The 23,047-nt window shown below is 59.3% G+C and carries 23 protein-coding genes; 16 read left to right on the forward strand and 7 right to left on the reverse strand.

Annotated elements, in window-relative coordinates:
* The first annotated feature begins 177 nt into the window (after window positions 1-177).
* Together rpmB and rpmG are read left to right on the forward strand one after the other, a co-directional pair.
* Window positions 178-411 (forward strand): 50S ribosomal protein L28, encoded by a 234-nt coding sequence (rpmB, locus tag ACOYXJ_RS10305; RefSeq protein ID WP_007920377.1) that lies wholly within the window; start codon window positions 178-180, stop codon window positions 409-411.
* Window positions 412-422: 11 nt separating this feature from the next.
* The gene (gene rpmG, locus ACOYXJ_RS10310) at window positions 423-578 is read left to right on the forward strand and encodes a 50S ribosomal protein L33 (protein ID WP_003177274.1); all 156 of its coding nucleotides are present in this window, start codon (window positions 423-425) and stop codon (window positions 576-578) included.
* A gap of 76 nt (window positions 579-654) precedes the next feature.
* Here rpmG and ACOYXJ_RS10315 read toward each other — a convergent pair whose 3' ends face one another.
* Window positions 655-864 (reverse strand): hypothetical protein, encoded by a 210-nt coding sequence (locus tag ACOYXJ_RS10315; protein ID WP_007920378.1) that lies wholly within the window; start codon window positions 862-864, stop codon window positions 655-657.
* Between the two features lie 159 nt (window positions 865-1,023).
* Window positions 1,024-1,386 carry a cupin domain-containing protein gene (locus ACOYXJ_RS10320; RefSeq protein ID WP_150793810.1) on the reverse strand — a complete coding sequence of 121 codons (363 nt, stop codon included), beginning with the start codon at window positions 1,384-1,386 and terminating at the stop codon, window positions 1,024-1,026.
* A gap of 239 nt (window positions 1,387-1,625) precedes the next feature.
* Between ACOYXJ_RS10320 and ACOYXJ_RS10325 the strand changes: the two genes are divergently transcribed.
* Both ACOYXJ_RS10325 and ACOYXJ_RS10330 read left to right on the forward strand, forming a co-directional pair.
* Window positions 1,626-3,119 carry an aldehyde dehydrogenase gene (locus ACOYXJ_RS10325; protein ID WP_122596715.1) on the forward strand — a complete coding sequence of 498 codons (1,494 nt, stop codon included), beginning with the start codon at window positions 1,626-1,628 and terminating at the stop codon, window positions 3,117-3,119.
* 192 nt (window positions 3,120-3,311) lie between these two features.
* Window positions 3,312-4,457, forward strand: a complete 1,146-nt coding sequence (locus ACOYXJ_RS10330) for an MFS transporter (RefSeq protein ID WP_150793809.1) — start codon at window positions 3,312-3,314, stop codon at window positions 4,455-4,457.
* Window positions 4,458-4,542: 85 nt separating this feature from the next.
* Here ACOYXJ_RS10330 and ACOYXJ_RS10335 read toward each other — a convergent pair whose 3' ends face one another.
* Window positions 4,543-6,105: a phospholipase D family protein gene (locus ACOYXJ_RS10335; protein ID WP_150793808.1), complete on the reverse strand. Its 1,563-nt coding sequence runs from the start codon at window positions 6,103-6,105 to the stop codon at window positions 4,543-4,545.
* 356 nt (window positions 6,106-6,461) lie between these two features.
* Here ACOYXJ_RS10335 and ACOYXJ_RS10340 point away from each other — a divergent pair, with 356 nt between their 5' ends.
* From ACOYXJ_RS10340 to ACOYXJ_RS10355, 4 genes are all read left to right on the forward strand, one after another.
* Window positions 6,462-7,133, forward strand: coding sequence for a DUF1120 domain-containing protein (locus ACOYXJ_RS10340; protein ID WP_150793807.1), 672 nt, complete (start codon window positions 6,462-6,464; stop codon window positions 7,131-7,133).
* Between the two features lie 161 nt (window positions 7,134-7,294).
* Window positions 7,295-8,011: a fimbria/pilus chaperone family protein gene (locus ACOYXJ_RS10345; protein WP_150793806.1), complete on the forward strand. Its 717-nt coding sequence runs from the start codon at window positions 7,295-7,297 to the stop codon at window positions 8,009-8,011.
* Window positions 8,008-10,401 (forward strand): fimbria/pilus outer membrane usher protein, encoded by a 2,394-nt coding sequence (locus ACOYXJ_RS10350; RefSeq protein WP_460369314.1) that lies wholly within the window; start codon window positions 8,008-8,010, stop codon window positions 10,399-10,401. Before ACOYXJ_RS10345 ends, ACOYXJ_RS10350 begins: the two co-directional genes overlap by 4 nt.
* A gap of 14 nt (window positions 10,402-10,415) precedes the next feature.
* The gene (locus ACOYXJ_RS10355; protein WP_460369316.1) at window positions 10,416-10,916 is read left to right on the forward strand and encodes a DUF1120 domain-containing protein; all 501 of its coding nucleotides are present in this window, start codon (window positions 10,416-10,418) and stop codon (window positions 10,914-10,916) included.
* On the opposite strand, the gene ACOYXJ_RS10360 is transcribed toward ACOYXJ_RS10355, so the two are convergent.
* A complete protein-coding gene (locus ACOYXJ_RS10360) occupies window positions 10,903-12,336 on the reverse strand; it encodes an aminotransferase-like domain-containing protein (protein WP_150793803.1) in 1,434 nt (477 codons plus the stop codon). The two genes, ACOYXJ_RS10355 and ACOYXJ_RS10360, sit on opposite strands and share 14 nt — an antisense overlap.
* Before the next feature lie 179 nt (window positions 12,337-12,515).
* On the opposite strand from ACOYXJ_RS10360, the gene ACOYXJ_RS10365 reads away from it, so the two are divergent.
* A complete protein-coding gene (locus ACOYXJ_RS10365; RefSeq protein WP_460369318.1) occupies window positions 12,516-12,761 on the forward strand; it encodes a DUF1127 domain-containing protein in 246 nt (81 codons plus the stop codon).
* A gap of 58 nt (window positions 12,762-12,819) precedes the next feature.
* Here the strand turns inward: ACOYXJ_RS10365 and ACOYXJ_RS10370 are convergent, their stop codons facing one another.
* On the reverse strand, window positions 12,820-14,130 hold the full coding sequence (locus tag ACOYXJ_RS10370) for an NAD(P)/FAD-dependent oxidoreductase (protein ID WP_460369320.1): 1,311 nt from the start codon (window positions 14,128-14,130) through the stop codon (window positions 12,820-12,822).
* A 148-nt stretch (window positions 14,131-14,278) separates the two neighbouring features.
* Here ACOYXJ_RS10370 and ACOYXJ_RS10375 point away from each other — a divergent pair, with 148 nt between their 5' ends.
* Window positions 14,279-14,632 (forward strand): YkgJ family cysteine cluster protein, encoded by a 354-nt coding sequence (locus ACOYXJ_RS10375; RefSeq protein ID WP_064389779.1) that lies wholly within the window; start codon window positions 14,279-14,281, stop codon window positions 14,630-14,632.
* Window positions 14,633-14,742: 110 nt separating this feature from the next.
* Here the strand turns inward: ACOYXJ_RS10375 and ACOYXJ_RS10380 are convergent, their stop codons facing one another.
* Complete coding sequence (locus ACOYXJ_RS10380) at window positions 14,743-15,231, reverse strand: Lrp/AsnC ligand binding domain-containing protein (RefSeq protein ID WP_003177284.1); 489 nt, start codon at window positions 15,229-15,231, stop codon at window positions 14,743-14,745.
* Between the two features lie 156 nt (window positions 15,232-15,387).
* Between ACOYXJ_RS10380 and dadA the strand changes: the two genes are divergently transcribed.
* From dadA to ACOYXJ_RS10410, 6 genes are all read left to right on the forward strand, one after another.
* The gene (gene dadA / locus ACOYXJ_RS10385; RefSeq protein WP_095113224.1) at window positions 15,388-16,692 is read left to right on the forward strand and encodes a D-amino acid dehydrogenase; all 1,305 of its coding nucleotides are present in this window, start codon (window positions 15,388-15,390) and stop codon (window positions 16,690-16,692) included.
* A complete protein-coding gene (locus ACOYXJ_RS10390; protein WP_038359209.1) occupies window positions 16,664-17,017 on the forward strand; it encodes a RidA family protein in 354 nt (117 codons plus the stop codon). Before dadA ends, ACOYXJ_RS10390 begins: the two co-directional genes overlap by 29 nt.
* Window positions 17,018-17,111: 94 nt before the next feature.
* On the forward strand, window positions 17,112-18,185 hold the full coding sequence (gene alr, locus ACOYXJ_RS10395) for an alanine racemase (RefSeq protein WP_460369323.1): 1,074 nt from the start codon (window positions 17,112-17,114) through the stop codon (window positions 18,183-18,185).
* An 88-nt stretch (window positions 18,186-18,273) separates the two neighbouring features.
* Window positions 18,274-18,822 carry a cupin domain-containing protein gene (locus ACOYXJ_RS10400; RefSeq protein WP_007920393.1) on the forward strand — a complete coding sequence of 183 codons (549 nt, stop codon included), beginning with the start codon at window positions 18,274-18,276 and terminating at the stop codon, window positions 18,820-18,822.
* 181 nt (window positions 18,823-19,003) lie between these two features.
* The gene (locus tag ACOYXJ_RS10405; protein ID WP_460373118.1) at window positions 19,004-19,417 is read left to right on the forward strand and encodes a c-type cytochrome; all 414 of its coding nucleotides are present in this window, start codon (window positions 19,004-19,006) and stop codon (window positions 19,415-19,417) included.
* Window positions 19,418-19,778: 361 nt separating this feature from the next.
* Entirely contained in the window at window positions 19,779-21,701 is a 1,923-nt protein-coding gene (locus tag ACOYXJ_RS10410) for an acetyl-CoA hydrolase/transferase C-terminal domain-containing protein (protein WP_460369325.1), read from the forward strand.
* Window positions 21,702-21,812: 111 nt separating this feature from the next.
* Here the strand turns inward: ACOYXJ_RS10410 and ACOYXJ_RS10415 are convergent, their stop codons facing one another.
* Window positions 21,813-22,751: a hypothetical protein gene (locus ACOYXJ_RS10415; RefSeq protein WP_460369327.1), complete on the reverse strand. Its 939-nt coding sequence runs from the start codon at window positions 22,749-22,751 to the stop codon at window positions 21,813-21,815.
* Window positions 22,752-23,047 lie beyond the last annotated feature (296 nt).

Raw genomic sequence — 23,047 nt, forward strand, 5'->3', positions numbered from 1 at the left:
TTGTTGCTCCGAAGTCTTTCTGGTATAAAGCAGCGCTCTTTTCTAGGGGCCCGGTTCCTTCACTGTAGGTGTAGCCGGTAAGACCTCTAAAGAAACGCGGCGCCTGGCGCCAAATGACTGAGAGATTAAGCGGCCAACCCATGCCGGGTTGGGCATGTGGTTTTAGAGGGCTGAGGCATGTCGAGAGTATGTCAAGTTACCGGTAAGGGTCCGGTGACTGGGAATAACATTTCCCACGCAAACAACAAAACCCGTCGTCGTTTCCTGCCGAACCTGCAGCATCACCGCTTCTGGGTTGAAGAAGAGAAACGTTTTGTGCGTCTGCGCGTATCTGCCAAAGGCATGCGTATCATCGACAAGCGTGGCATCACTGTCGTGCTCGCCGAACTTCGCCGCGATGGCAAGATTTAAGGGAGCTAATCATGCGTGAATTGATTCGTTTGATCTCGAGCGCCGGTACTGGTCACTTCTACACTACCGACAAGAACAAGCGTACTACCCCGGACAAAATCGAGATCAAGAAATATGATCCGGTTGTTCGCAAGCACGTGATCTACAAGGAAGGCAAAATCAAGTAATTGATTTTTCCCGACTTACGAAAAAGGCCCGTATCTCACGATACGGGCCTTTTTTGTTGCCTTGAAGCGTGATCGATCAACCACAGATCAGTTCAATGATCTCGTTTTTCTCGTTGACCAGGACCCTGATGCGGTCCGCATCAGTGCGCAGGTTGTACATGCCGTCCGGCACTTCGAGGCGATGCTTTGTTACTCCGGCTGCGTTGCGCACAGCGAGCAGATTGTCAGTAGTAGCAACATCACCGAGGAAAAATTGCGCGTTGTAGAGATTGCATTGGCTGGACATTGTGCCTCCTTGCTTTGGTTTGAGTTGAGGCCCCTTATTCATCGAATCAGACTAACCTCCTGGTTTGACTGATCTTTTCTCGATTCCTAAGCGACCAGTCGAAGTTTCACTCAAACCTGCTGGATATGCCTTACCCTGCTCGTCACCGTGTGTGTCGGATCAGCTTTTCTGTTCAAAGATCACATAGATCTTGCGGCAAGCCTCCAGCACTTCCCAGGTGCCACGAAACCCCGCCGGAATCACAAATCGATCGCCAACACGCAACGTCTTGGCATTGCCATCGCTGTCACGCAACACCGACACACCCTGCAGAATCTCGCAGTATTCGTGCTCGGTGTAGTTCACCGTCCACTGCCCAACCGCACCTTCCCACACGCCAACGCCCATCTGCCCACACGGGCTGTCGTATTGATGGAACACGGCTTGCTCCGGGTCGCCCTTGAGCACTTTCGCCGGGTCCGGGCGATAGCGTTCGGCTTCGCTGCTGGTCAGGCTGATGTCGACGACGTTCTGGATGTTCATTGTTGTTATCCCCCGTGAATACGGCGCGATTGGCTGGAAAGGGCCAAAGTCTATGTTGATTAAAATCAACACCGCAAGGCCGTATGGCCACCTTATGTCAAATATATTGAAACAACCCCGGCCGCTGGTTTAGGGTGGCGGGTGCCTCTGGCCGAAAAACCGGCTGGCCGGGCAGAATTCCTGAGGACGCTGGCGAAGATCGCGCGGCGCTCGTATTCAACAAGCGGAGGACACTCGAAATGACCACCCTGACTCGTGCCGACTGGGAACAACGCGCCCGCGACCTGAAAATCGAAGGCCGCGCCTACCTCAATGGCGAATACACCGACGCCGTCTCCGGCGAGACCTTCGAGTGCATCAGCCCGGTCGATGGCCGTCTGCTCGGCAAGATTGCCAGCTGCGACGCCGCCGACGCACAGCGCGCCGTGGAAAATGCCCGCGCCACCTTCAATTCCGGCGTCTGGTCGCGCCTGGCGCCGACCAAACGCAAAGCCACCATGATCCGTTTTGCCGGCCTGCTCAAGCAGCACGCCGAAGAATTGGCCCTGCTCGAAACCCTCGACATGGGCAAGCCGATCAGCGATTCGCTGTACATCGACGTCCCGGGCGCGGCGCAAGCGCTGAGCTGGAGCGGTGAAGCGATCGACAAGATTTACGATGAAGTCGCGGCCACGCCGCACGATCAACTGGGTCTGGTAACCCGCGAGCCAGTGGGGGTGGTCGGCGCCATCGTACCGTGGAACTTTCCATTGATGATGGCCTGCTGGAAACTCGGTCCGGCATTGTCGACCGGTAACTCGGTGATCCTCAAGCCGTCGGAAAAATCCCCGCTGACCGCCATCCGCATCGCCGCGCTGGCTGTTGAAGCCGGTATTCCGAAAGGCGTGCTCAACGTGCTGCCGGGCTACGGCCACACCGTCGGCAAGGCGCTGGCCCTGCACAACGATGTCGACACGCTGGTGTTCACCGGTTCGACCAAGATCGCCAAGCAACTGATGATCTACTCCGGCGAGTCGAACATGAAACGCGTCTGGCTCGAAGCCGGCGGCAAGAGCCCGAACATCGTCTTTGCCGATGCGCCGGATTTGCAGGCTGCTGCCGAATCCGCCGCCAGCGCCATCGCCTTCAACCAGGGCGAAGTGTGCACCGCCGGTTCGCGTCTGCTGGTCGAGCGTTCGATCAAGGACAAATTCCTGCCGATGGTGATCGAGGCACTGAAAACCTGGAAGCCGGGCAACCCGCTGGATCCGGCCACCAACGTTGGTGCGCTGGTCGACACGCAGCAGATGAACACTGTGCTGTCGTACATCGAATCCGGTCATACCGATGGCGCCAAACTGGTGGCTGGCGGCAAGCGCATTCTGCAGGAAACCGGTGGCACTTACGTTGAGCCGACGATTTTCGACGGCGTGAGCAACGCGATGAAGATCGCTCAGGAAGAAATCTTCGGGCCAGTGCTGTCGGTCATCGCTTTCGATACCGCTGAAGAAGCGATCCAGATCGCCAACGACACGCCGTACGGCCTGGCCGCTGCGGTCTGGACCCAGGACATCTCCAAGGCGCACCTGACTGCCAAGGCCCTGCGTGCCGGCAGCGTGTGGGTCAATCAGTACGATGGCGGCGACATGACTGCGCCGTTCGGCGGCTTCAAACAGTCGGGCAACGGCCGCGACAAGTCGCTGCACGCGTTCGACAAGTACACCGAGCTGAAGGCGACGTGGATCAAGCTGTAAGCCGTTAGGAGGGTCTGTTCGCAAGAGCAGAACCTCCAGACGAAGCAGATCCCTGTGGGAGCGAGCCTGCTCGCGAAAGCGGTGTATCAGTCAGCCCATGTGCTGAATGTGCAGCCGTATTCGCGAGCAGGCTCGCTCCCACATTTGTTTGATGTGGCCTCCAAAAAATAATTATCCACAGGAGCGTGGAACATGCGGTGGGCGACGTATTTCGCCGTGTTGGCGTCTGTCTTGAGTGTCGGTCTGGCCCTGGGGGTCAGTATGCCGTTGGTGTCGTTGCGCCTGGAGGGTTGGGGTTACGGTTCCTTCGCCATCGGTGTAATGGCAGCGATGCCAGCGATTGGCGTGTTGTTGGGCGCGAAGATTTCCAGTCATCTGGCGGCGCGCTTCGGCACGGCCAATCTGATGCGCCTGTGCCTGTGGGCGGGCGCGTTGTCGATCGGCTTGCTGGCGTTATTGCCGAGCTACCCGATCTGGCTGGTGCTGCGCCTGATGATCGGCGTGATCCTGACCATCGTGTTCATCCTCGGCGAGAGCTGGATCAATCAACTGGTGGTCGAGCACTGGCGCGGTCGTCTGGTGGCGCTGTATGGCAGCAGTTATGCGTTGAGCCAGCTGTCTGGCCCATTGCTGCTGGGTGCGCTTGGCACCGAAGAGGATTACGGATTCTGGGTGGGCGTCGGCCTGCTGCTGGTTTCGCCGTTGCTGTTGTTGGGCCGCAGCGGTGCGCCGAGCAGTGAAGCGAGCAGCGTGACGTTTCGCGATCTATGGGGGTTTGCGCGTGAGCTGCCGGCGATTGCCTGGGCGGTGTCATTGTTCGCAGCGTTCGAGGCGATGATTTTGACGTTGCTGCCGGTGTATTGCCTGCAACAGGGCTTCACCGCTGAAATCGCGCTGGCGATGGTCAGCACCGTGGTGGTCGGCGATGCGTTGCTGCAACTGCCGATTGGCGCGTTGGCCGATTACCTGTCGCGACGCACGCTGTTTGCCGGCTGCGCGGTGGTGTTGATGTTGTCGAGTCTGGCGATTCCGCTGTTGCTCGATACGCTGCTGATCTGGCCGTTGTGGGTGCTGTTTGGCGCCAGCGCTGGCGGCCTGTTCACGCTGTCGTTGATTTTGATTGGCGAACGTTATCGCGACGATGCGCTGGTGCGGGCGAATGCGCATATCGCGCAGCTGTGGGGCGTGGGTTGTTTGATCGGGCCTTTGGCGGCGGGGGCGGGGAGCCAGTGGATCAGCGGGCATGCGTTGCCGCTGTTGATGGCGATCGGGGCGTTTGGGTTGGTGATTTTGCTGTTGCGCCAAGGGGCATTCGGCCCGGTGACAGAACCTGCCTGACGAGGAGTTTGAAGCACTGATACCTGTGGCGAGGGGATAAATCCCCTCGCCACAAAAGCCCTCTAGAGCAGAGTTCTCTGTTTGATCACAACATGCGTTCCAGGCCGACGCTGGTGCTGAACCACGCATTAAACCGTCGCCACCAACTCCCCGGCTCCTTGGTCAGCGTATGCATCTGACCATTGTCTTCAGTGACCCAGACGATGTTCCCGTCCTGCAATTTCGCCTGATAACTCAACGCCGGGGCCATACCCTGCAACGCCAACTCACGCACATGCTCAGCCAGTTCTGGACTGTCCACCAGCACCCCGACCTCGGTATTCCACAACACCGAGCGCGGATCAAAGTTGAACGAGCCGATAAACGATTTCTGTCGATCAAAAATCATCGCCTTACTGTGCAAACTCGAATCCGAACCGCGAAACGACTTGCTGTAAAACACATGCGGGCCACTGCCATCGTTATCCCCAGGCTGGCGCCGCAACTCATATAGCTTCACACCGTGTTCCAGCAGCGCCTTGCGATACGGCGCGTACCCACCGTGCACCGCCGGCACGTCGGTGGCTTCCAGTGAGTTGGTCAGCAGACTCACGGAGACGCCGGCATCGGCGCGCCCGGTCAGATAGACCAGCCCCGGTTGCCCCGGCACAAAGTACGCCGAAATCATGATCAGCTCTTTGCTGACGTTGTTCAGTTCCGGCGCCAGTTGCGTGGTCAGCAGCAAGTGCGGATCCGGCTCGTCCTTGGCGAGCACCTTGCTCGGCGCGTCCCACAACGCCTGATTCCACGCCCAGATCAGCTCGTTGCGCCAGATGTCCATGCGCGGCTCGGTGGTGAAAGTCATCAACTGCTGATACAGCGCGTGATTCTGTTGGCGGGTTTCTTCCAGCGATTCTTCCAGGCGCGTGCGGGTGTTCTGCAGGTCCTTGGCCGACGGTTTGCTGGAGAGGAATTCCTCGATCGGCTTGCTCAGCGCGCTGTTCCAGTACTGATCGAAACTGTGCCCGAGCTGCTCGGCCACCGGCCCCATGCTGAGCATGTCGATGTCGGTGAAATTCAGGTTCGGCTCGGCATCGAAATACTCATCGCCCAGATTGCGCCCGCCGACGATGGCCGCGCTGTTATCCGCCAACCACAATTTGTTGTGCATGCGCCGGTGCTGCAACGACAGGTTGAACAGGCGCCCGGCCGCGCGGGTCACGCCGGTACTGCGGCCCAGATGCAGCGGGTTGAACAGACGAATCTGGATCTGCGGATGCGCCGCCAGCGTGGCGATGATCTGGTCGAGACCATCGCTGGTGGTGTCGTCGAGCAGGATGCGTACGCGCACGCCACGGTCGGCAGCCTTGAGCAATTCCTCGACGAGCATTCGCGTGCTGACGCCGTCGTGGACGATGTAGTACTGCAAATCGAGGCTGACCTGCGCGTGGCGGATCAGCTCGGCGCGGGCAGTGAAAGATTCGGTGCTGTTGGACAGCAGGCGGAAGCCGGAGCGGCCTTCATACGGCGCGGCCTGAGCCTGAATCGAACGGCCAAAAGCCGAGCTGCTGGCCGGCAAGGCCTGGCTGGGCTCGCGTTGCACATCGACACTGGCGCAGCCGGCGAGCGACAACACGAAGATCAGAAGCAGGAGAGGGCTGGATCGCAAGTCGGATCATTCCGCGTGTGAGTAGGGATCGGAGTATGGCACGGGTTATGACCGTCATCGGCGGCGTTTGATTCAGGAAAAATCTGCCGTGGGGAACCGCCCGGTTTGAGCGCTGTGTAGGCAATGGCCGACGGGCAGGAAAAGAGAATTTTTGAAGTAGGGCATTTCTCCTACTCCTGTCAGCTACGGCCTCAGGCGAATTTTCTCTGGGTGCTTTGTAACTTCGTCTTACATCGGAAACACGGGCAAATCGCAATAATGGCCGGGCGTTGTCAGGCAGGAATTTTCGCTATTTCACGCCAGACGATGCGCTACTTGCTGTCGTCCTTTTAATTCTTACGGAACGAGAATTTCTCATGAAAAAGCTTTTCATCAGCGCCACGGTGGTGGCTACGGTGTTGCCTGTTCTTGCCCTCGCAGAAAGTGCCAGCCTCACGCTGAGTGGCACGATTATTCCTACCGCGTGCACGCCAAGTTTTGCCGGGGGCAGCCTTGTTGATCTGGGCAAGATCTCGGCGGCGGATTTGAATGCCAATGCGCAAACCGAGTTGGCTTTGAAAAATATTACGCTGAGCATGACCTGCAATGGTCAGGTGCCTGTAGCCGTAAAAGTACATGACAACCAGGCCGCCACACAGTTGGACGGTATCACCATCGATGGCCGTGCAGAAAACATGTACATCTACGGAATGGGCGCTGCCAGCGGAGTGAAAATTGGCGGGTATGGCTTGAGACATGGCACGCCAACCGTGGACAGTTCATCGATGACCCTGATGTATCAGCAAGGTGGTGGTATCGGCGGGCCGACATGGCATCAGCCTTCCGCGACGCTGGTGGGCAAAACCGCTTCGGGTGGCGGCTATATTCACTATTCCTGGGGACGCAGCATCGCTGAAGGCCCAAGCAACGGCCGCATCCACACCCTCCCAATGACACTGGTTCCAGTCGTCGGCCCGGCCAATGCGCTGCCTACAGGCTCGGACATCACTCTGGACGGCTCCGCGACGTTCGAGCTGGTTTACCTCTGAGTCCAGGGATGTCGTGAGCACACTCTCGACCTGATCAAGCACGCGCCGCAGTCCTTGCGGTGCGTCGTTTTTTTGCGCTACAGGCGCACCTTTTTACGTTTGTGTTTCAACGATGGGCCCTTGCGCCGACGGTGCGAAAAATGGGGCGCCAGGGAATCGTCATGCCTCAAATTCAACGTTTTTCAACCACCGCCCTGATGGCGGTGCTGCTTCTATCGAGCGCAACATCCGTGGCCGACGCCGCCGGCATGGTGCCGCAAACGCCGATCCTGATTCTCGAAGAGTCCACCGGCGAAGCCAGTATCAACATCACCAACACTGAACCGCTCCCGGCTCTCCTGCACACGAGCATTGAAAATGTCCCGGAAGACACCGAGCTGCTGTTGCTGCTGACCCCGCCAGTAGCCCGGGTGGAAAGCGGTGGCACGCAACTGGTGCGATTCATTCTGCGTAGCGCTGAGCCGCTGCAAACCGAGCGCCTGAAACGGGTGATTTTCGAAGGCATTCAGCCGCTGGAAAAGGGCGGTAATGCGCGGGTCAGCCTGACCGTAAAACAGAACATTCCCGCCATTCTGCGCCCGAAAAACCTGCCCATCGAACGCCAGCCATGGACGCTGCTGAAGTGGTCAGTGCAGGACACTCAACTGCAGGTCAGCAATCCCAGCCCTTATGTGGTGCGTCTGGCCAATACCGTCAATCTGCTGCCCGGCGATGCTTCGGTGGACCTGGGCCGCAGCTACATTTTGCCCGGCGAAAAACTGCGTCTGACGTCCGCATCGCCGCTGCCCGCGACGGCGACTCAAGTGCGTCTGTACCCGGCGACGATGTACGGTTTCGCTGCCGGCAATTTCGATGCGCCGCTGGTGACCGGTGAATGAGTTACCGTCACAGCCTTGCGCTGCTCAGCCTGTTGGCGTCGGCGAATGCCTGCGCCGAGTCGGTCACCTTCGACCCGAACGTGTTGCGCGCCCGTGGGCTCGATCTGCAACTGGCGGAATACTTTCAGGACGCGCCGCGCTTTCAGCAGGGGACGCATTCGGTGCTGCTCAGCGTCAACGGTGTGCCGAAAGGACGAGTGCTGGCGACGTTCGACGAGCAGGGCGAGTTGTGTGCCACCGAAACGTTGCTCGAACAGGCAAATATGCGCGTCGAGGCGTTGCCGAACCTTGATTGCAGGCGCTTCGTCGACAGCTTCGACGGCGTGATCGCGCGGCTTGATCCGGGCAAGGAACAGATCGAACTGCTGCTGCCCACCGGGCTCGTGGCGCCGACGGCTGCGGCGCGTCGCAACTACGCGCACGGTGGCAGCGCTGCGCTGTTCAACTACGACGCGCTGGTGCTGGGCAACGAGTACGTTGGCCAGACCACACACTACCGCAGCCTCAACACCGAGCTGGGTTTGAACATCAACGACTGGGCGCTGCGCAGCCGTCAGTCCTACGCGGCGTTCGAGGGCAGCAGCCAGACCGAGCATCTGTATGCCTACGCTTCGCGCACCTTCGAGTCGCTGCAAACCAACATGCAACTCGGTCAGCTCAACATGGCCTCGCCATTGTTTGCCGGCGAGGCTTTCACCGGTGTGCAATTGCAGCCTGAAGCCGCGTTGGGGGAGCTGGAGGCGGACAGTGAAGGCGCCCACGTCGAGGGCATCGCTTATTCCGCCGCCCGGGTCGAGGTTCGGCAGAACGGCGCGCTGATCTACACCACGCTGGTGCCGCCAGGGCCGTTTTCGCTGGTGGGTCTGCCGCTGCTCAGCCAGAGCCTGGATCTGGAAGTCACCGTGTACGAAGAGGATGGCCAGCAACGCAGTTTTATCGTTCCCGGAGACAGCCTTGGTGGTTTGGCGCCGGGCCGCCAGCCGGGTTTCGCGGTGACGGCGGGACGCGTTCGTCGCTATGCCCGCGATGATCGCGACGCGCCTGATTTTGTCGCCGCGAGCAAGGATTGGCGTTTGGCCGCCGGCAAGCAACTGACGGCGGGAGCGATGCTCGGCAGCGACTATCAATCGGCCGGGATGGCGCTGCAAATTCCGTTGTTGCCACGCACAGCGTTGGGACTGCGTCAGGTGGTGTCCCGCGCCCGTCGCGAAGATCAGGTAGGTGCGCAGTTTCAGCTCAGCCTGAGCACGGCGCTGACCGAGCGCGTCTCGGCGAACCTGTCGGTCACTCAGCAAGTGCAGGGTTTTCGCACGTTGTCCGATACCACGTGGAATCGCGACACCGATCAACCGGATCAACGCATTCGCAACCAGATGACGCTGGGGCTCAGCGGCGCGAGCCTACTGTTGGGATCATTTTCCGGTGGATTTTCACGCTTCACCGATTTTGAAGACGACACCAGTTCGCGCCTCAGCGCCTCGTGGTCACGGATGTTTCAGCGCACCAGCGTGTCGTTGAGTCTGGAGCGTGACATGGGCGGTTCGGCGCATGACAGCCGTGGTTTTGCGACCTATCTGACGGTCAGCGTGCCGATGGGTCGCAGCGGCGCGCTGCGCAGTTTTGTCCGCAAGGACGACCTCAGCGGCACCCGCAGCGGCTTGCGTCTGAATCAGCAGATCAACGACGCCGTGGCCTACAGCGCCACGGTCGAGCGCCCGGAAAACGGCGAGGCGGATGTCAGTGGCCGGCTCAACCTGCTGCCGCGTTACACCCAGGTTGATCTGGGTTATTCGCAGCGCGGCTCCGGTTCGACCGGTTACGACTTCGGCGCAAGGGGCGGCGTCGCGTTGCACAGCGAAGGCCTGACCTTATCGCCCTACACCGTGCGCGAGACCTTTGCCCTGCTCAAGGCCGGGGATGCCGCCGGGGTCAAGTTGCGCACGCCTTACGGGCCGGTGTGGACGGACGCCGCCGGGCGCGCGGTGGTGGCCAGCGTGCCGGCCTATCGCAACACGCGGGTGGAGATCGACACCGCGAGCCTGGCGCGCAATGTCGACGTGCTCAACGGCTACCGCGAGATCGCAGCGGCGCGCGGTTCGGTGCAGCGACTGGAGTTTCAGATGGCCACGTCCCGGCGCGTCTTGCTGCACGCACACACGGCCGATGATCAAGTCGTCGGCAAGGGTTTCGGGGTGTTTGATGAGCAGGGCCGCTACGTCACCAGCGTGCTCGATGACGGACGGATTTTTCTTTCCGACATTCAGGCGGACGCTGCGTTGCACGTGCAAAAGGCCGATGGCTCGCGCTGTCATCTGACCTTCGAACTGGCTGAAGAAGCCGATCCCGATGAGCTTTACGAATCTGCGTCCGCGCGTTGCAGTGACGCGTGATGAGGAATTTTCCGATGACAGTTTTCAACGTTTCGAGTGTGGCAATGCTGTGGCTGTGCTGCACGGCGGCGTGGGCGCAGAACCAGGCGTGCGAGGTGCGAGTCAGTCCGCCTGCGTTTGATTTTGGCCTGACCGACCGGGGCGCGTTGTTGCAGCAAAGTGCCGGTGCCAATGAACTGAGTTTTGGCAGTCGCCGCGTGCAAGTGCAGGTTGTCTGCGATCAGGCGTCACCGCTGACATTGCGTTTCGATGCGCCGGGGGCTGACGCCGAGCGTTATCGCTTCGGCATTGGCACGTTGCGGCTGAAGGTGATGGCGGTGCGCGTCGACGGTGTTGTCACGCAAAGGGCAGGGGAGTACGACGTGTTGCGCCCCGGCGAACGCCTTCTGCCACTGTTGGCGAGCGGCAGACGCCTGGATATCGAATTCGAAGTCGAGGGGCAAATCAGCAACGAGGCCAGCCGGGTCGCGGATCTGACCCGACTGGACGGCGAAGGCGTGTTCAGACTGGACTGAGCTCGGACTCGGCGAGCAGTTTGATCGCCGCCGCACCGACCTTGCGCACCGCCTCTTCAATCAGCGCTGTCGGTTTGGCCGCGTAGTTCATGCGCAGGCAATTGCGGTACTTGCCCGAGGCAGAAAAGATACTGCCGACGGCAATCTGTACGCCTTGGTCGAGCAGTGCACGATTCAGTTTCAGCGTGTCGAAACCTTCCGGCAATTCAACCCACAACATGAAGCTGCCCTGTGGACGGCTGGCGCGGGTTCCGGCGGGGAAATAGCGCGTCACCCAATCGATCATCACGTCGCGATTGCGCTGGTATTGCGAACGCATCCGCCGCAAATGCGGTTCGAAATGGCCGGATTTGAGGAATTCGGCAATGGCGATCTGCGGTTGTGGCGCGGTCGATCCGGTGCTGATGTATTTCATGTGCAGCACGCGCTCGAGGTATCGCCCCGGCGCGACCCAACCGATGCGCAGCCCCGGCGCCAGGGTTTTGGAAAACGAACTGCAGAGCAGTACGCGACCGTCTTCGTCGAAGGATTTGATCGTGCGCGGGCGCGGATAGGTGTAGGCCAGTTCGCCATACACGTCGTCTTCGATGATCGCCACGTCGAAGCGCTGGGCAAGGGTGAGCAGCGCGCGTTTGCGCGACTCCGGCATGATGTAGCCGAGCGGGTTGTTGCAGTTCGGGGTGAGCTGGATGACTTTGATCGGCCACTGCTCAAGCGCCAGTTCCAGCGCTTCGAGGCTGATGCCAGTGAGTGGGTCGGTGGGGATTTCCAGGGCTTTCATGCCCAGACCTTTGAGGGTCTGCATGGCGCCGTGGAAGCTCGGCGAATCCACCGCGACGATGTCGCCCGGCTCGCAGATTGCGTGGATGCTGGTGGACAGCGCTTCGTGGCAACCGGTGGTCACGACCAGATCGCTGGCGCTCAACTGGCAGCCGGAATCGAGCATCAACCGGGCAATCTGTTCGCGCAGTTCGAGGGTGCCGTGGATGTTGTCGTAATACAGACCGGGCATGTCTTGGCGACGGCTGATTCGTGCCAAGCCGCGCAGCAACGGTTTCATGGTCGGCGAGCTGATGTCGGGCATGCCGCGACCCAGTTGCACGACATCCTTGCGCGGCACTGCGCGAATCAATTCCAGCACCTGATCCCACTGCGAAATCTCCACCGGCCGTTGCGCCGGGCGGCCGACGACGGGCAGTTCCGGCAGTTCGCGACCGACTGGCACAAAGTAGCCGGACTTGGGTTTCGGCGTGGCCAGTCCGCTGTCTTCGAGCATGCGATAGGCCTGCTGCACCGTGCTCAGACTGACCCCGTGTTCAACGCTCAAGGCACGTACCGACGGCAAGCGGTCGCCGGGGCGATAGAAGCCTTGTTCGATGCGCGTGCCGAGCAATTCGGCGAGGTTTACGTAGAGGGTCATGGCGCTGCCTCGGTGCAGGGTTTTCGGAAGACCAGTACAGATGCGAGAAAAATCGTCAATTCAGTCTGCAAAGCGGTAAATCTGTATGGAGTTAATACAGTTGCTTTGAATCTGTAATGGTTTTGCTCGCCCGCGCATCATGGAATCTCTGGCTACCCAAGTAAACAGGAGCATTGAAAATGAACGGCTTGAGCGATGTGCGGCTGACGTTACACAGTCAGGAACTGGAGGCTGGGCAGAAGGATCGTGCGCGCAATGAGACCCTGCGTAATGCACCGTCCGGCCTGAGCCGCTGGGGTCTGATGTGGCATCGTCTGCACACGCGCAAGGCATTGCTGGCGCTGACGGCGGATCAGCTCAAGGATATCGGGCTGACCCGTGAGCAGGCGCAGGAGGAGGGGTTGAAGCCGTTCTGGCGGATCTGAGATCTGTGGGCACCGATCGTTCCCACGCTCTGCGTGGGAACGATCAACAGAGGGTGGTTCAGACCAGCTCTTTGAGGCGATGCCACAACATCCCCAACGCCAACAACGGCGAACGCAAATGCTTGCCGCCCGGAAAGGTGATGTGCGGCACCTTGGCAAACAGATCAAAGCCACCGCTGTGCTGGCCGCTGATCGCCTCGGCGAGCAACTTGCCCGCCAGGTGCGTGGCATTCACGCCGTGCCCGGAGTACGCCTGGGCGTAATACACATTCGGCTGATCCGCGAGCCGGCCAATCTGCGGCAAGCGGTTCGCGCCGATACCGATCATGCCGCCCCACTGATAATCGATCTTCACCCCGGCCAGTTGCGGGAAAACCTCGAGCATCTTCGGTTGCATGTACGCGGCGATGTCTTTCGGGTCGCGTCCCGAATAATGGCAGGCCCCGCCGAACAGCAAACGACGATCCGCCGAGAGCCGGTAGTAATCCAGCGCGACACGCTGGTCGCAGACCGCCATGTTCTGCGGCAGCAGGCTGTGCGCCTGTTCTTCGCTCAACGGTTCGGTAGCGATGATGTAGCTGCCCGCGGGCAGGACCTTGCCGCTGAGTTGCGGATTCAGATCACTGAGATACGCGTTGCAGCCGAGCACGAGGGTCTTGGCGCGCACCGAACCTTGAGCTGTATGGACTTTGACTTCAGGGCCGTAATCGATACGCGTCACTGCCGAGTGTTCAAACAGTTTGACGCCCAGTTGCTGCGCCGCTGCTGCTTCGCCCAATGCGAGATTGAGCGGATGCAAATGCCCTGACCCCATGTCGATCAAACCACCGACATAGCGCTTGGAACCGACCACCGTGTGCATTTCGTGGGCTTGCAGCAAACGGGTTTCGTAACGATAACCGAGGCCCCGCAGTTCCTCGGCGTCTTCGGCAAAGCCTTCGAGGTCGGCGGGTTTGTTGGCGAGGTCGCAGTAGCCCCAGGTCAGGTCGCAGGCAATCTGAAAACGCTCGACCCGCTGGCGAACGATTTCCACCGCCTCCAGGCCCATCAGTTTCATCTCGCGCACGCCGTCGGCGCCGATGACGTTGGTGAACTGATCGAGGCCGTGACCGACCCCGCGAATCAATTGCCCTCCGTTGCGGCCACTGGCACCCCAACCGATCTTGTGCGCTTCCAGCAACACTACGCTGAGGCCGCGTTCAGCCAGTTCCAGCGCCGTGTTCAACCCGGAAAAACCGCCACCAACCACGCAGACATCAGCCACTATTTCACCCTGCAGCGCAGGATGATCCGGCTGCGGCAAGCTGCTGGCGGCGTAATAAGAGGCAACGTGGGGTTGGCTCGCGGAGGTGAAGGCGCGGGCAGTCATGGGCGTCATCCAACGGCTAAGGTGTCGAGAAAATTTGACGGAGCATAAGCCGCACGCCCGAGCGCGGGCAACATTGGTCGGCCTGCGGTGTCTGGATCGCGACTTTTGCGGCACAATTGCCGTCTATTTCACCTCGGTCACCGCTGCAATGAGCTGCAACAGCCAGAAAATCCGCACTTTGCGTCAGCAGATCCCCTCGTTCGAGTGCGTGCCCGGCTGCCATGACTGCTGCGGGCCGGTGACCACCTCACCGGAAGAAATGGCGCGCCTGCCGCGCAAGACCCGCGCCGAGCAGGATGCGGCGATGGAGGAGTTGAACTGTGTGCACCTGGGGCCGAATGGCTGCACCGTATATGAGGAGCGGCCGCTGATTTGCCGGCTGTTCGGCACGACCAAAACCTTGCCGTGCCCGAATGAGCGGCGGCCGGTGGAGTTGATTCATCCGCGAGTTGAAAAGCAGATTTTCGAGTACATGGCGGCGAATCGGCAGGTGTTGGTTTAACGCGTTCACTCGGGACCGAGTCGACGCTTTCGCGAGCAGGCTCGCTCCCACATTTGGAATGCATTCCCCTGTGGGAGCGAGCCTGCTCGCGAATGGAGCGCCACCGATCTTCAATCCGGAATAGGTAAGCTCAAGCTCTCCTTCACCTCTTCCATCACGATATAACTCTTCGACTCCCGCACATGCGGCAGCTTCAGCAGAATGTCGCCCAGCAGCTTGCGGTACGAAGCCATCTCGGAAATCCGTGCCTTCACCAGATAGTCGAAATCCCCTGATACCAGATGGCACTCCAGCACGTGCGGCAACTTCAGCACCGCGCGGCGGAACTCCTCGAAAGTGTCGCCGGATTTGTAGTCGAGGCTGATCTCGACAAACACCAGCAAGCTACCCTTCAAGTGCTGCGGATTCAGCCGGGCGTTGTAGCCCATGATGATTCCTTCGCGCTCCAGACGCCGCACGCGCTCGGTGCAGGGCGTGGTGGAGAGGCCGACCTTTTCGCCGAGTTCGGTAAAGGAAATCCGTCCGTCCGCCTGCAGGATCCGCAAGATGTTGCGGTCGATCTTGTCCAGCTCACGTTTGGTCTGAGTGTTGGTACGCATAGGGGATGCGCCTCCGTGAAAAGGGTTTTTGCCGAGAATTGTCGCCAAATATAGGCGCTTATATAGTGAAAAGCACTGGCATTTCTTTTTTACACTGCGCGCATCATTGCTCTAACAACAGACGTACGCGGCCCTGCCGCGATGAGGGATACAAAAATGCGCGTAATGGTCTTGGGTAGCGGCGTCATCGGTACCGCCAGTGCTTACTATCTGGCCCGTGCCGGGTTTGAAGTGGTGGTGGTCGACCGGCAGCCCGCTGCGGCCATGGAGACCAGTTTCGCCAACGCCGGCCAGGTCTCGCCGGGCTACGCCTCGCCGTGGGCTGCGCCGGGCGTGCCGCTCAAAGCGATCAAGTGGCTGCTGCAACGCCACGCCCCTCTCGCGATCAAGGCCACCGCCGACATCGACCAGTACCTGTGGATGGCGCAGATGCTGCGCAACTGCACCGCCAGCCGTTACGCGGTGAACAAGGAGCGCATGGTGCGTCTGTCCGAGTACAGCCGCGACTGCCTCGATGAATTGCGCGCCGAAACCGGCATCGCCTACGAAGGCCGCAGCCTCGGCACGACTCAGCTGTTCCGCACCCAGGCGCAACTGGATAACGCCGCCAAAGACATCGCCGTGCTGAAAGAGTCCGGCGTACCGTTTGAAGTCCTCGACCGCGCCGGCATTGCTCGCGTTGAGCCAGCGCTGGCGGGTGTCACTGACATCCTCGCCGGTGCCCTGCGCCTGCCGAACGATCAGACCGGCGACTGCCAGATCTTCACCACCCGTCTTGCCGAAATGGCGGTGAAGCTCGGTGTCGAATTCCGCTTCGGCCAGGACATCCAGAAACTCGACTACGCCGGTGATCGCATCAACGGTGTGTGGATCGACGGCAAGCTGGAAACCGCCGACCGCTACGTGCTGGCCCTCGGCAGCTACTCGCCGCAACTGCTCAAGCCGCTGGGCATCAAAGCCCCGGTGTATCCGCTCAAGGGTTACTCGCTGACCGTGCCGATCACCAACCCGGCAATGGCCCCGACGTCGACTATTCTCGACGAGACCTACAAGGTCGCGATCACCCGTTTCGACAACCGCATCCGCGTTGGCGGCATGGCCGAGATCGCCGGTTTTGACCTGTCGCTGAACCCGCGTCGCCGCGAAACCCTGGAGATGATCGTCAACGACCTTTATCCTCAGGGCGGCAATCTGGCCGAAGCGAGTTTCTGGACCGGTCTGCGTCCGACCACGCCGGACGGCACGCCGATCGTTGGCGCCACGCCGTTCAAGAACCTGTTTCTCAACACCGGTCACGGCACGCTCGGTTGGACCATGGCGTGCGGTTCCGGCCGTTTGCTGGCCGACCTGATGGCGAAGAAAAAGCCACAGATCAGCGCCGAAGGCCTCGATATTTCCCGTTACGGCAACAAAATCCAGGAGTCCGCAAAACATGGCAATCCAGCGCCAGCTCACCAATGAGCGCATGAGTCAGATCGTCAGCCACAACGGCACCGTGTATCTGGCGGGGCAGGTCGGCGACGACTTCGACGCCGGGATTGAACAGCAGACCCGTGACGTACTGGCCAATATCGAGCGTTTGCTTGATCTGGCCGGGACTGACAAACAGCACCTGTTGTCGGCGACGATCTACCTGAACGACATCGAGGCACACTTTGCCGGGATGAACTCGGTTTGGGACCAGTGGTTGCCCAAAGGCGCCGCCCCGGCCCGTGCCACCGTCGAAGCGAAGATGGCCAAGCCGAGCATTCTGGTAGAGATTTCCATCGTCGCCGCGTTGCCGTAACCGTTGTAAAGATCCCTCTCCCGGCGCTGTTGGCGGTTCACGTCGTCAGTCGGCGCCGGTTTTTATTCCCATGACCGCCTAGAAGTCTGCCGCCATGCGTCCTGCCCGTGCCCTGATCGACCTAGAAGCCCTGCGCCACAACTACCGAATTGCCCGCGAAGTCACCGGCGCCAAGGCGCTTGCCGTGATCAAGGCGGACGCCTATGGCCATGGCGCGGTGCGTTGCGCGCAGGCGCTGGAAGCCGAGGCCGACGGTTTTGCCGTGGCCTGCATCGAGGAGGCTCTGGAGCTGCGCGCCGCGGGTATTCGTGCGCCAGTGTTGTTGCTGGAAGGGATCTTCGAGGCCGATGAGCTGGCGTTGATCGTCGAGCATGATTTCTGGACGGTGGTGCATTCGCTGTGGCAGCTCGAAGCGATCGAACAGGCATCCCTGAGCAAACCGATCACTGTTTGGCTGAAGCTCGATTCGGGCATGCACCGCGTCGGTCTACATCCAAAGGATTATCCGGCGGCTTACCAGCGTCTGTTGGCCAGCGGCAAAGTGGCGAAGATTGTGTTGATGAGCCACTTCGCCCGCGCCGATGAACTGCACGCGCAGAGCAGCACCGAGCAAGTCGCGGTGTTTGAAGCGGCGCGTCAGGGTCTGGCGGCGGAAGTCAGCTTGCGCAACTCGCCGGCCGTGCTCGGATGGCCCAAGATCCACAGTGACTGGGTGCGCCCGGGCATCATGCTTTACGGCGCGACCCCGTTCGAAGAAGCCAACGCCGTGGCTGATCGCCTGCAACCGGTGATGACCCTGGAATCGAAAGTCATCTGCGTCCGTGAGCTGCCCGCTGGCGAGCCGATCGGCTACGGCGCCAAATTCATCACCGACAAGCCGATGCGCATCGGCGTGGTCGCCATGGGTTACGCCGACGGCTACCCGCGTCAGGCGCCGACCGGTACGCCGGTTTTGGTCGCTGGCAAGCGCAGCCGCATTCTCGGTCGGGTGTCGATGGACATGCTCTGCATCGATCTGACCGATGTGCCGGAAGCAGGCCTCGGTTCGAGCGTCGAGTTGTGGGGAAAAAACATCCTCGCCAGTGAAGTGGCGCAGTGGGCCGAGACCATTCCGTACCAGATCTTCTGCAACCTGCGTCGAGTGCCAAGGCTCTATTCCGAGGGTTGACGCCACTGCGGGGGCCAAGTGTTGTAAATACTGAACGCTGTCGCCATGATAACGCTCAATATTCTTACAACATCAGGAGGCTCCCGCCTTGGACGTCGGTGAACGACTGCAATCGATCCGCAAGCTCAAAGGGCTTTCCCAGCGTGAACTCGCCAAACGCGCGGGCGTCACCAACAGCACCATTTCGATGATCGAAAAGAACAGCGTCAGCCCTTCGATCAGTTCGCTGAGAAAGGTGCTGGGGGGCATCCCCATGTCGATGGTCGAGTTCTTTTCCGAAGAAATCCTGCAGGAAGTCCCGACCCAGATCGTCTACAAGGCCAACGAGCTGATCGACATTTCCGACGGCGCCGTGACCATGAAACTGGTCGGCCGCGCGCACCCCAGTCGCGCTATCGCTTTCCTCAATGAAATCTACCCTCCGGGCGCCGATACTGGCGAAGAAATGCTCACCCATGAAGGCGAAGAAACCGGGATTCTGGTGGAAGGTCGTCTGGAACTGGTGGTGGGTCTGGAAACTTTTATTCTCGAAGCCGGCGACAGCTACTACTTTGAAAGTACCAAGCCGCATCGTTTCCGTAATCCGTTCGACGCGCCTGCGCGACTAATCAGCGCAGCCACGCCGGCGAATTTTTAACAAAGAGGCGCCAGGCCATTACGGCAAAGGCACCCGGAGAGTTTTTCTACCGTGCGGTATAACCCCTTCGACTATGGGGTTGTTTCAGTGTGACGGGCTACCCGCTATACTTCCGCCCGCCTGCGAACCGTGGCCGCAGGCGTGAATAGCCACCATTGAGGGTGAACGCGTGAACCTAATTATGAAAATGCTGGCCGCACCAGCAACCGTACTGGCCCTCTGGGCTGTCAGCGCTCAAGCTGCGACGAATGACGACATTGCCAAACGCCTCGAGCCTGTTGGCCAGGTGTGTGTGCAAGGGAAGGAGTGCAAGGGGATGGAAGTGGCTGCGACTGCCGGCGGCGGTGATGCGAAGACTCCAGACTCAATCATTGCCAAACATTGCAACGCGTGCCATGGCTCCGGCCTTTTAGGCGCGCCGAAAATCGGCGACACCGCCGCCTGGAAGGAACGCGCCGATCACCAGGGCGGCCTCGACGGCATCCTCGCCAAGGCCATCACCGGCATCAACGCCATGCCGCCTAAAGGCACCTGCGCTGACTGCACCGACGCCGACCTGAAAGGCGCAATCGAGAAAATGTCCGGCCTGAAGTAAGGCGTGCATCTGATGAAAAAAACCGTCTTCGGACGGTTTTTTTGTGCCTGCGATTCAAGAGCCCCTCACCCCAGCCCTCTCCCGGAGGGAGAGGGGGCCAACCGAGGTGTCTTTCGCTATACATCGACCTGAAAGACCTTAGCGATTATGGATTCAGCAAAGTTATTTCACGTCGGCGTACCTCCCCAATATCGCCCATTCAGTCCCCTCTACCTCTGGGAGAGGGCTAGGGTGAGGGCAACAATTTCGAGTCGGAAAAACATTTCAAGAACAGCGCACACTCACTCTGAAGCTGTTCTTTGCAGCAAACTCAAGGCAAGCTCGGTCTACCCCTATTCACGGAACGGGCAGGAGGCTTCAGATGGTGCAGTTGTGTTCGATCGAACAGGCAGTGGACGACGTGTTGGCACGCTTGCCGGCGCACATCCACATGGGCATGCCGCTGGGCCTGGGCAAGCCCAATCACTTCGTCAACGCGCTGTACCGGCGGATCAAAGACTTGCCCAAGCGGCAACTGACGATTTACACCGCCCTGTGCCTTGGCCGGCCGAACCTGGGCGACGGTTTGCAGAAACGCTTCATCGAACCCTTCGTCGAGCGCGTCTTCGGTGACTACCCGGAATTCGATTTCCTCGCCGACCTGCACCGCGACAACCTGCCCGCCAACATCCGCATCGAACAGTTCTTCATGCAGCCCGGCAGCCTGCTCAACAGCGCACCGGCCCAGCAGGATTACGTCAGCAGCAACTACAGCCACGCCGCCCGCGACATCAACGCCGCTGGCCTGAATCTGGTGGCGCAGTTATTGGCCAGCAGCAGCGAGCATCCCGATCGACTGAGCCTGAGTTGCAATCCCGACATCACCCTCGACCTGTTGCCGCTGATCGCCAAGCGCCGCGAAATCGGGGAGACCATTTTGCTGGTGGGCCAGGTGCACACCGATCTGCCGTACATGCCCGGCGATGCCGAAGTCGATATCGACACCTTCGACCTGCTGATCGACGCGAAGGACAGCAGCACGCTGTTCTCCACGCCGAACATGCCCGTGGGCTTTCAGGACCATTTCATTGGCTTGCACGCGAGTACGCTGGTGCGTGACGGCGGCACGTTGCAGATCGGCATCGGTTCGATGGGTGACGCGTTGACCGCCGCATTGCTGGCGCGTCAGGCGGATAACGCCGGTTATAAGGCGTTGCTCGACGACATCAACCTCAGCCAATGGGCGCAGTTGATCAACCGCGAGGGCGGCACCGGGCCGTTCGCCAAAGGCCTTTACGGCTGCAGCGAAATGTTCGTCAACGGCCTGCTGGTGCTGGCGGATGCCGGGATCATCCGGCGCAAGGTCTACCCCGATGTGCTGACGCAGGAACAGGCCAACGCCGGCACCCTCGACGAGTCGGCGCAGACCGACGGCATCTCGGTGCATGGCGGCTTCTTCCTCGGCCCGCGCAGTTTCTACGAGCGCCTGCGCGAGTTACCGCAGAGCAAACGCCTCGAATTCAACATGACCCGCATCAGCTACATCAACGAGTTGTACGGGCAGGAAGAGCTCAAGCGTCTGCAGCGCCTTGATGCGCGGTTCATCAACACCGTGTTCACCATGACCTTGCTCGGCGCCGGCGTGGCGGATCAACTGGAAGACGGGCGCGTGCTCAGTGGCGTCGGCGGGCAGTACAACTTCGTCGCGCAGGGTCACGCGTTGCACGATGCCCGTTCGATTCTGATTCTGCGCAGTTGGCGTGAGTCCGGTGGCGACGTCAGTTCCAACATCGTCTGGGAGTACGGCCACTGCACGATCCCACGGCACCTGCGCGACATCGTCGTGACCGAATACGGCATCGCTGATCTGCGCGGTAAATCCGACGCGGTGGTGATCGAGTCGCTGCTGAACATCAGCGATTCCCGTTTCCAGCAAGGCTTGATCGAGCAAGCGCAAAAGGTCGGCAAGCTGCCAAAGGATTTCCGCCTCGATCCACGCTTCGCCGACAACACACCACAGCGTTTGCAAGCGATCGCCGCACGGCATCCGAACCTGTTCCCGGAGTATCCGCTGGGCTGTGATTTCACCGCGATCGAACGGGATCTGCTGCGCGCGCTGAACTGGCTGAAGAGCAAGTTCAAACTCACCGAAATCCTCGAACTCGGCAAAGCCGCCCTCGACGCCCCCGAGGCATCGCTCTACCCCGAACACCTCGAACGCATGCAACTCACAAATCCGGAAGGCCTGAAAGAAGACCTCTTCCAACGCCTGCTCCTCACCGGCCTCAAAGCCACCACCCAATAACTCCCTGACCCAAAACAACTGTAGGAGTGAGCCTGCTCGCGATGGCGGTGTATCAGCCGACGAAAATATCAGCTGACACTACGCTATCGCGAGCAGGCTCACTCCTACATATTAAGCGCATTCTAGCGAATGAGTTGGATGGACGCTCACGGATGGGCTAAGAAAATCTATGTGGTAGCCAGAGGAACCATCACCAATAGCTAAATGAACACCGCTGACTCCCTCGTTCATTTGGGAGTTGATTTTGTAATCGATTTTGTTCGAGATGGATTCGTTAACACCGATGGCAAATTCCGTAAGTTTCAGTCCGCGTTTGCCCGCAGCCAGATCCAGAAGCTTTATATGTTCTTCGTTATTTATTCTCAATGAGGTTATATTGTTTTCTTCTATTGTGAGCAAGGTCTCTTCGTTTGATATCCGATCGCTTAGCCATTTTAGAGATGTTTTTACACCGGCAGGTAATTCGGGGTTAGGCTTTCTGAGTACAGTCAGTATTCCGGAAACATTCAACGTGCCTGAGAATATAAAAGGGCAGGGCTCTAATGGGTTCATATGTGCGTAATGAACTTCAAAAAATTCTGCGACGGACTGTACGAAGTTTTCGGTCACATCTTCGCCAAGTAATGCATAAGGCTGTGCATGGGGAAGAATAGATACGGTTGCATTGGATTCGTTGCCAGATAACGAAAAGGTCCGGTGGGAGTTAAGCATATTCAATACAGCTCGCTGCGAGCAGAGCGATTGCTGAAAATCGCTGCCCATCAGAAGCCTTAGGCTGTATAGCGCGGCGGCTAAGGATGGCTCAAATACTTGGGTTGCGCAGAAGATGATTTTTTTGCGCTCTGTTTTTTTGGCGATCTCAAATGTCATTTTTGCAGCTTCGTTGCTGAAAGAAAAAATGATGCTGTTTTGTGGGAATGTCTCTAACTGAGCAATATTGGCCGTTGCGAAACCCAAGAACTCGCATTCTCTAAGGAATTCATTCGAGTCGGCGATAATCGAAAATTCTTCATGATTGAAGAGCGTCGACGCTATATTTGGCGGTGACATAAAACCCTCCTTATTTTGAAGTGCGCGGCAAGGGCGGTTGCCGCGCGGTGCTTTCAATTAATCTTCAGTATGCGCCCAGGCTAACGGTGCCCACCCGAAATTGTCCGGGCCAGAAGTGATTCGATTAAGATTTTCTTTTATGGTTTTTTCAGTTTGCATTTTATTGTCCTTTTGCTGATTTTGTTGTGGTCCCCCATGTTGTATGGGAGTGAGCGGATTAATGCATAAGTTTGAGATGGTGTTAAATAATTATTTTTGCTTTTTAAGAATCATTTCGTCTGTCTTGTTTTGTGAGG

Source organism: Pseudomonas sp. Tul2A7 (assembly GCF_054790505.1).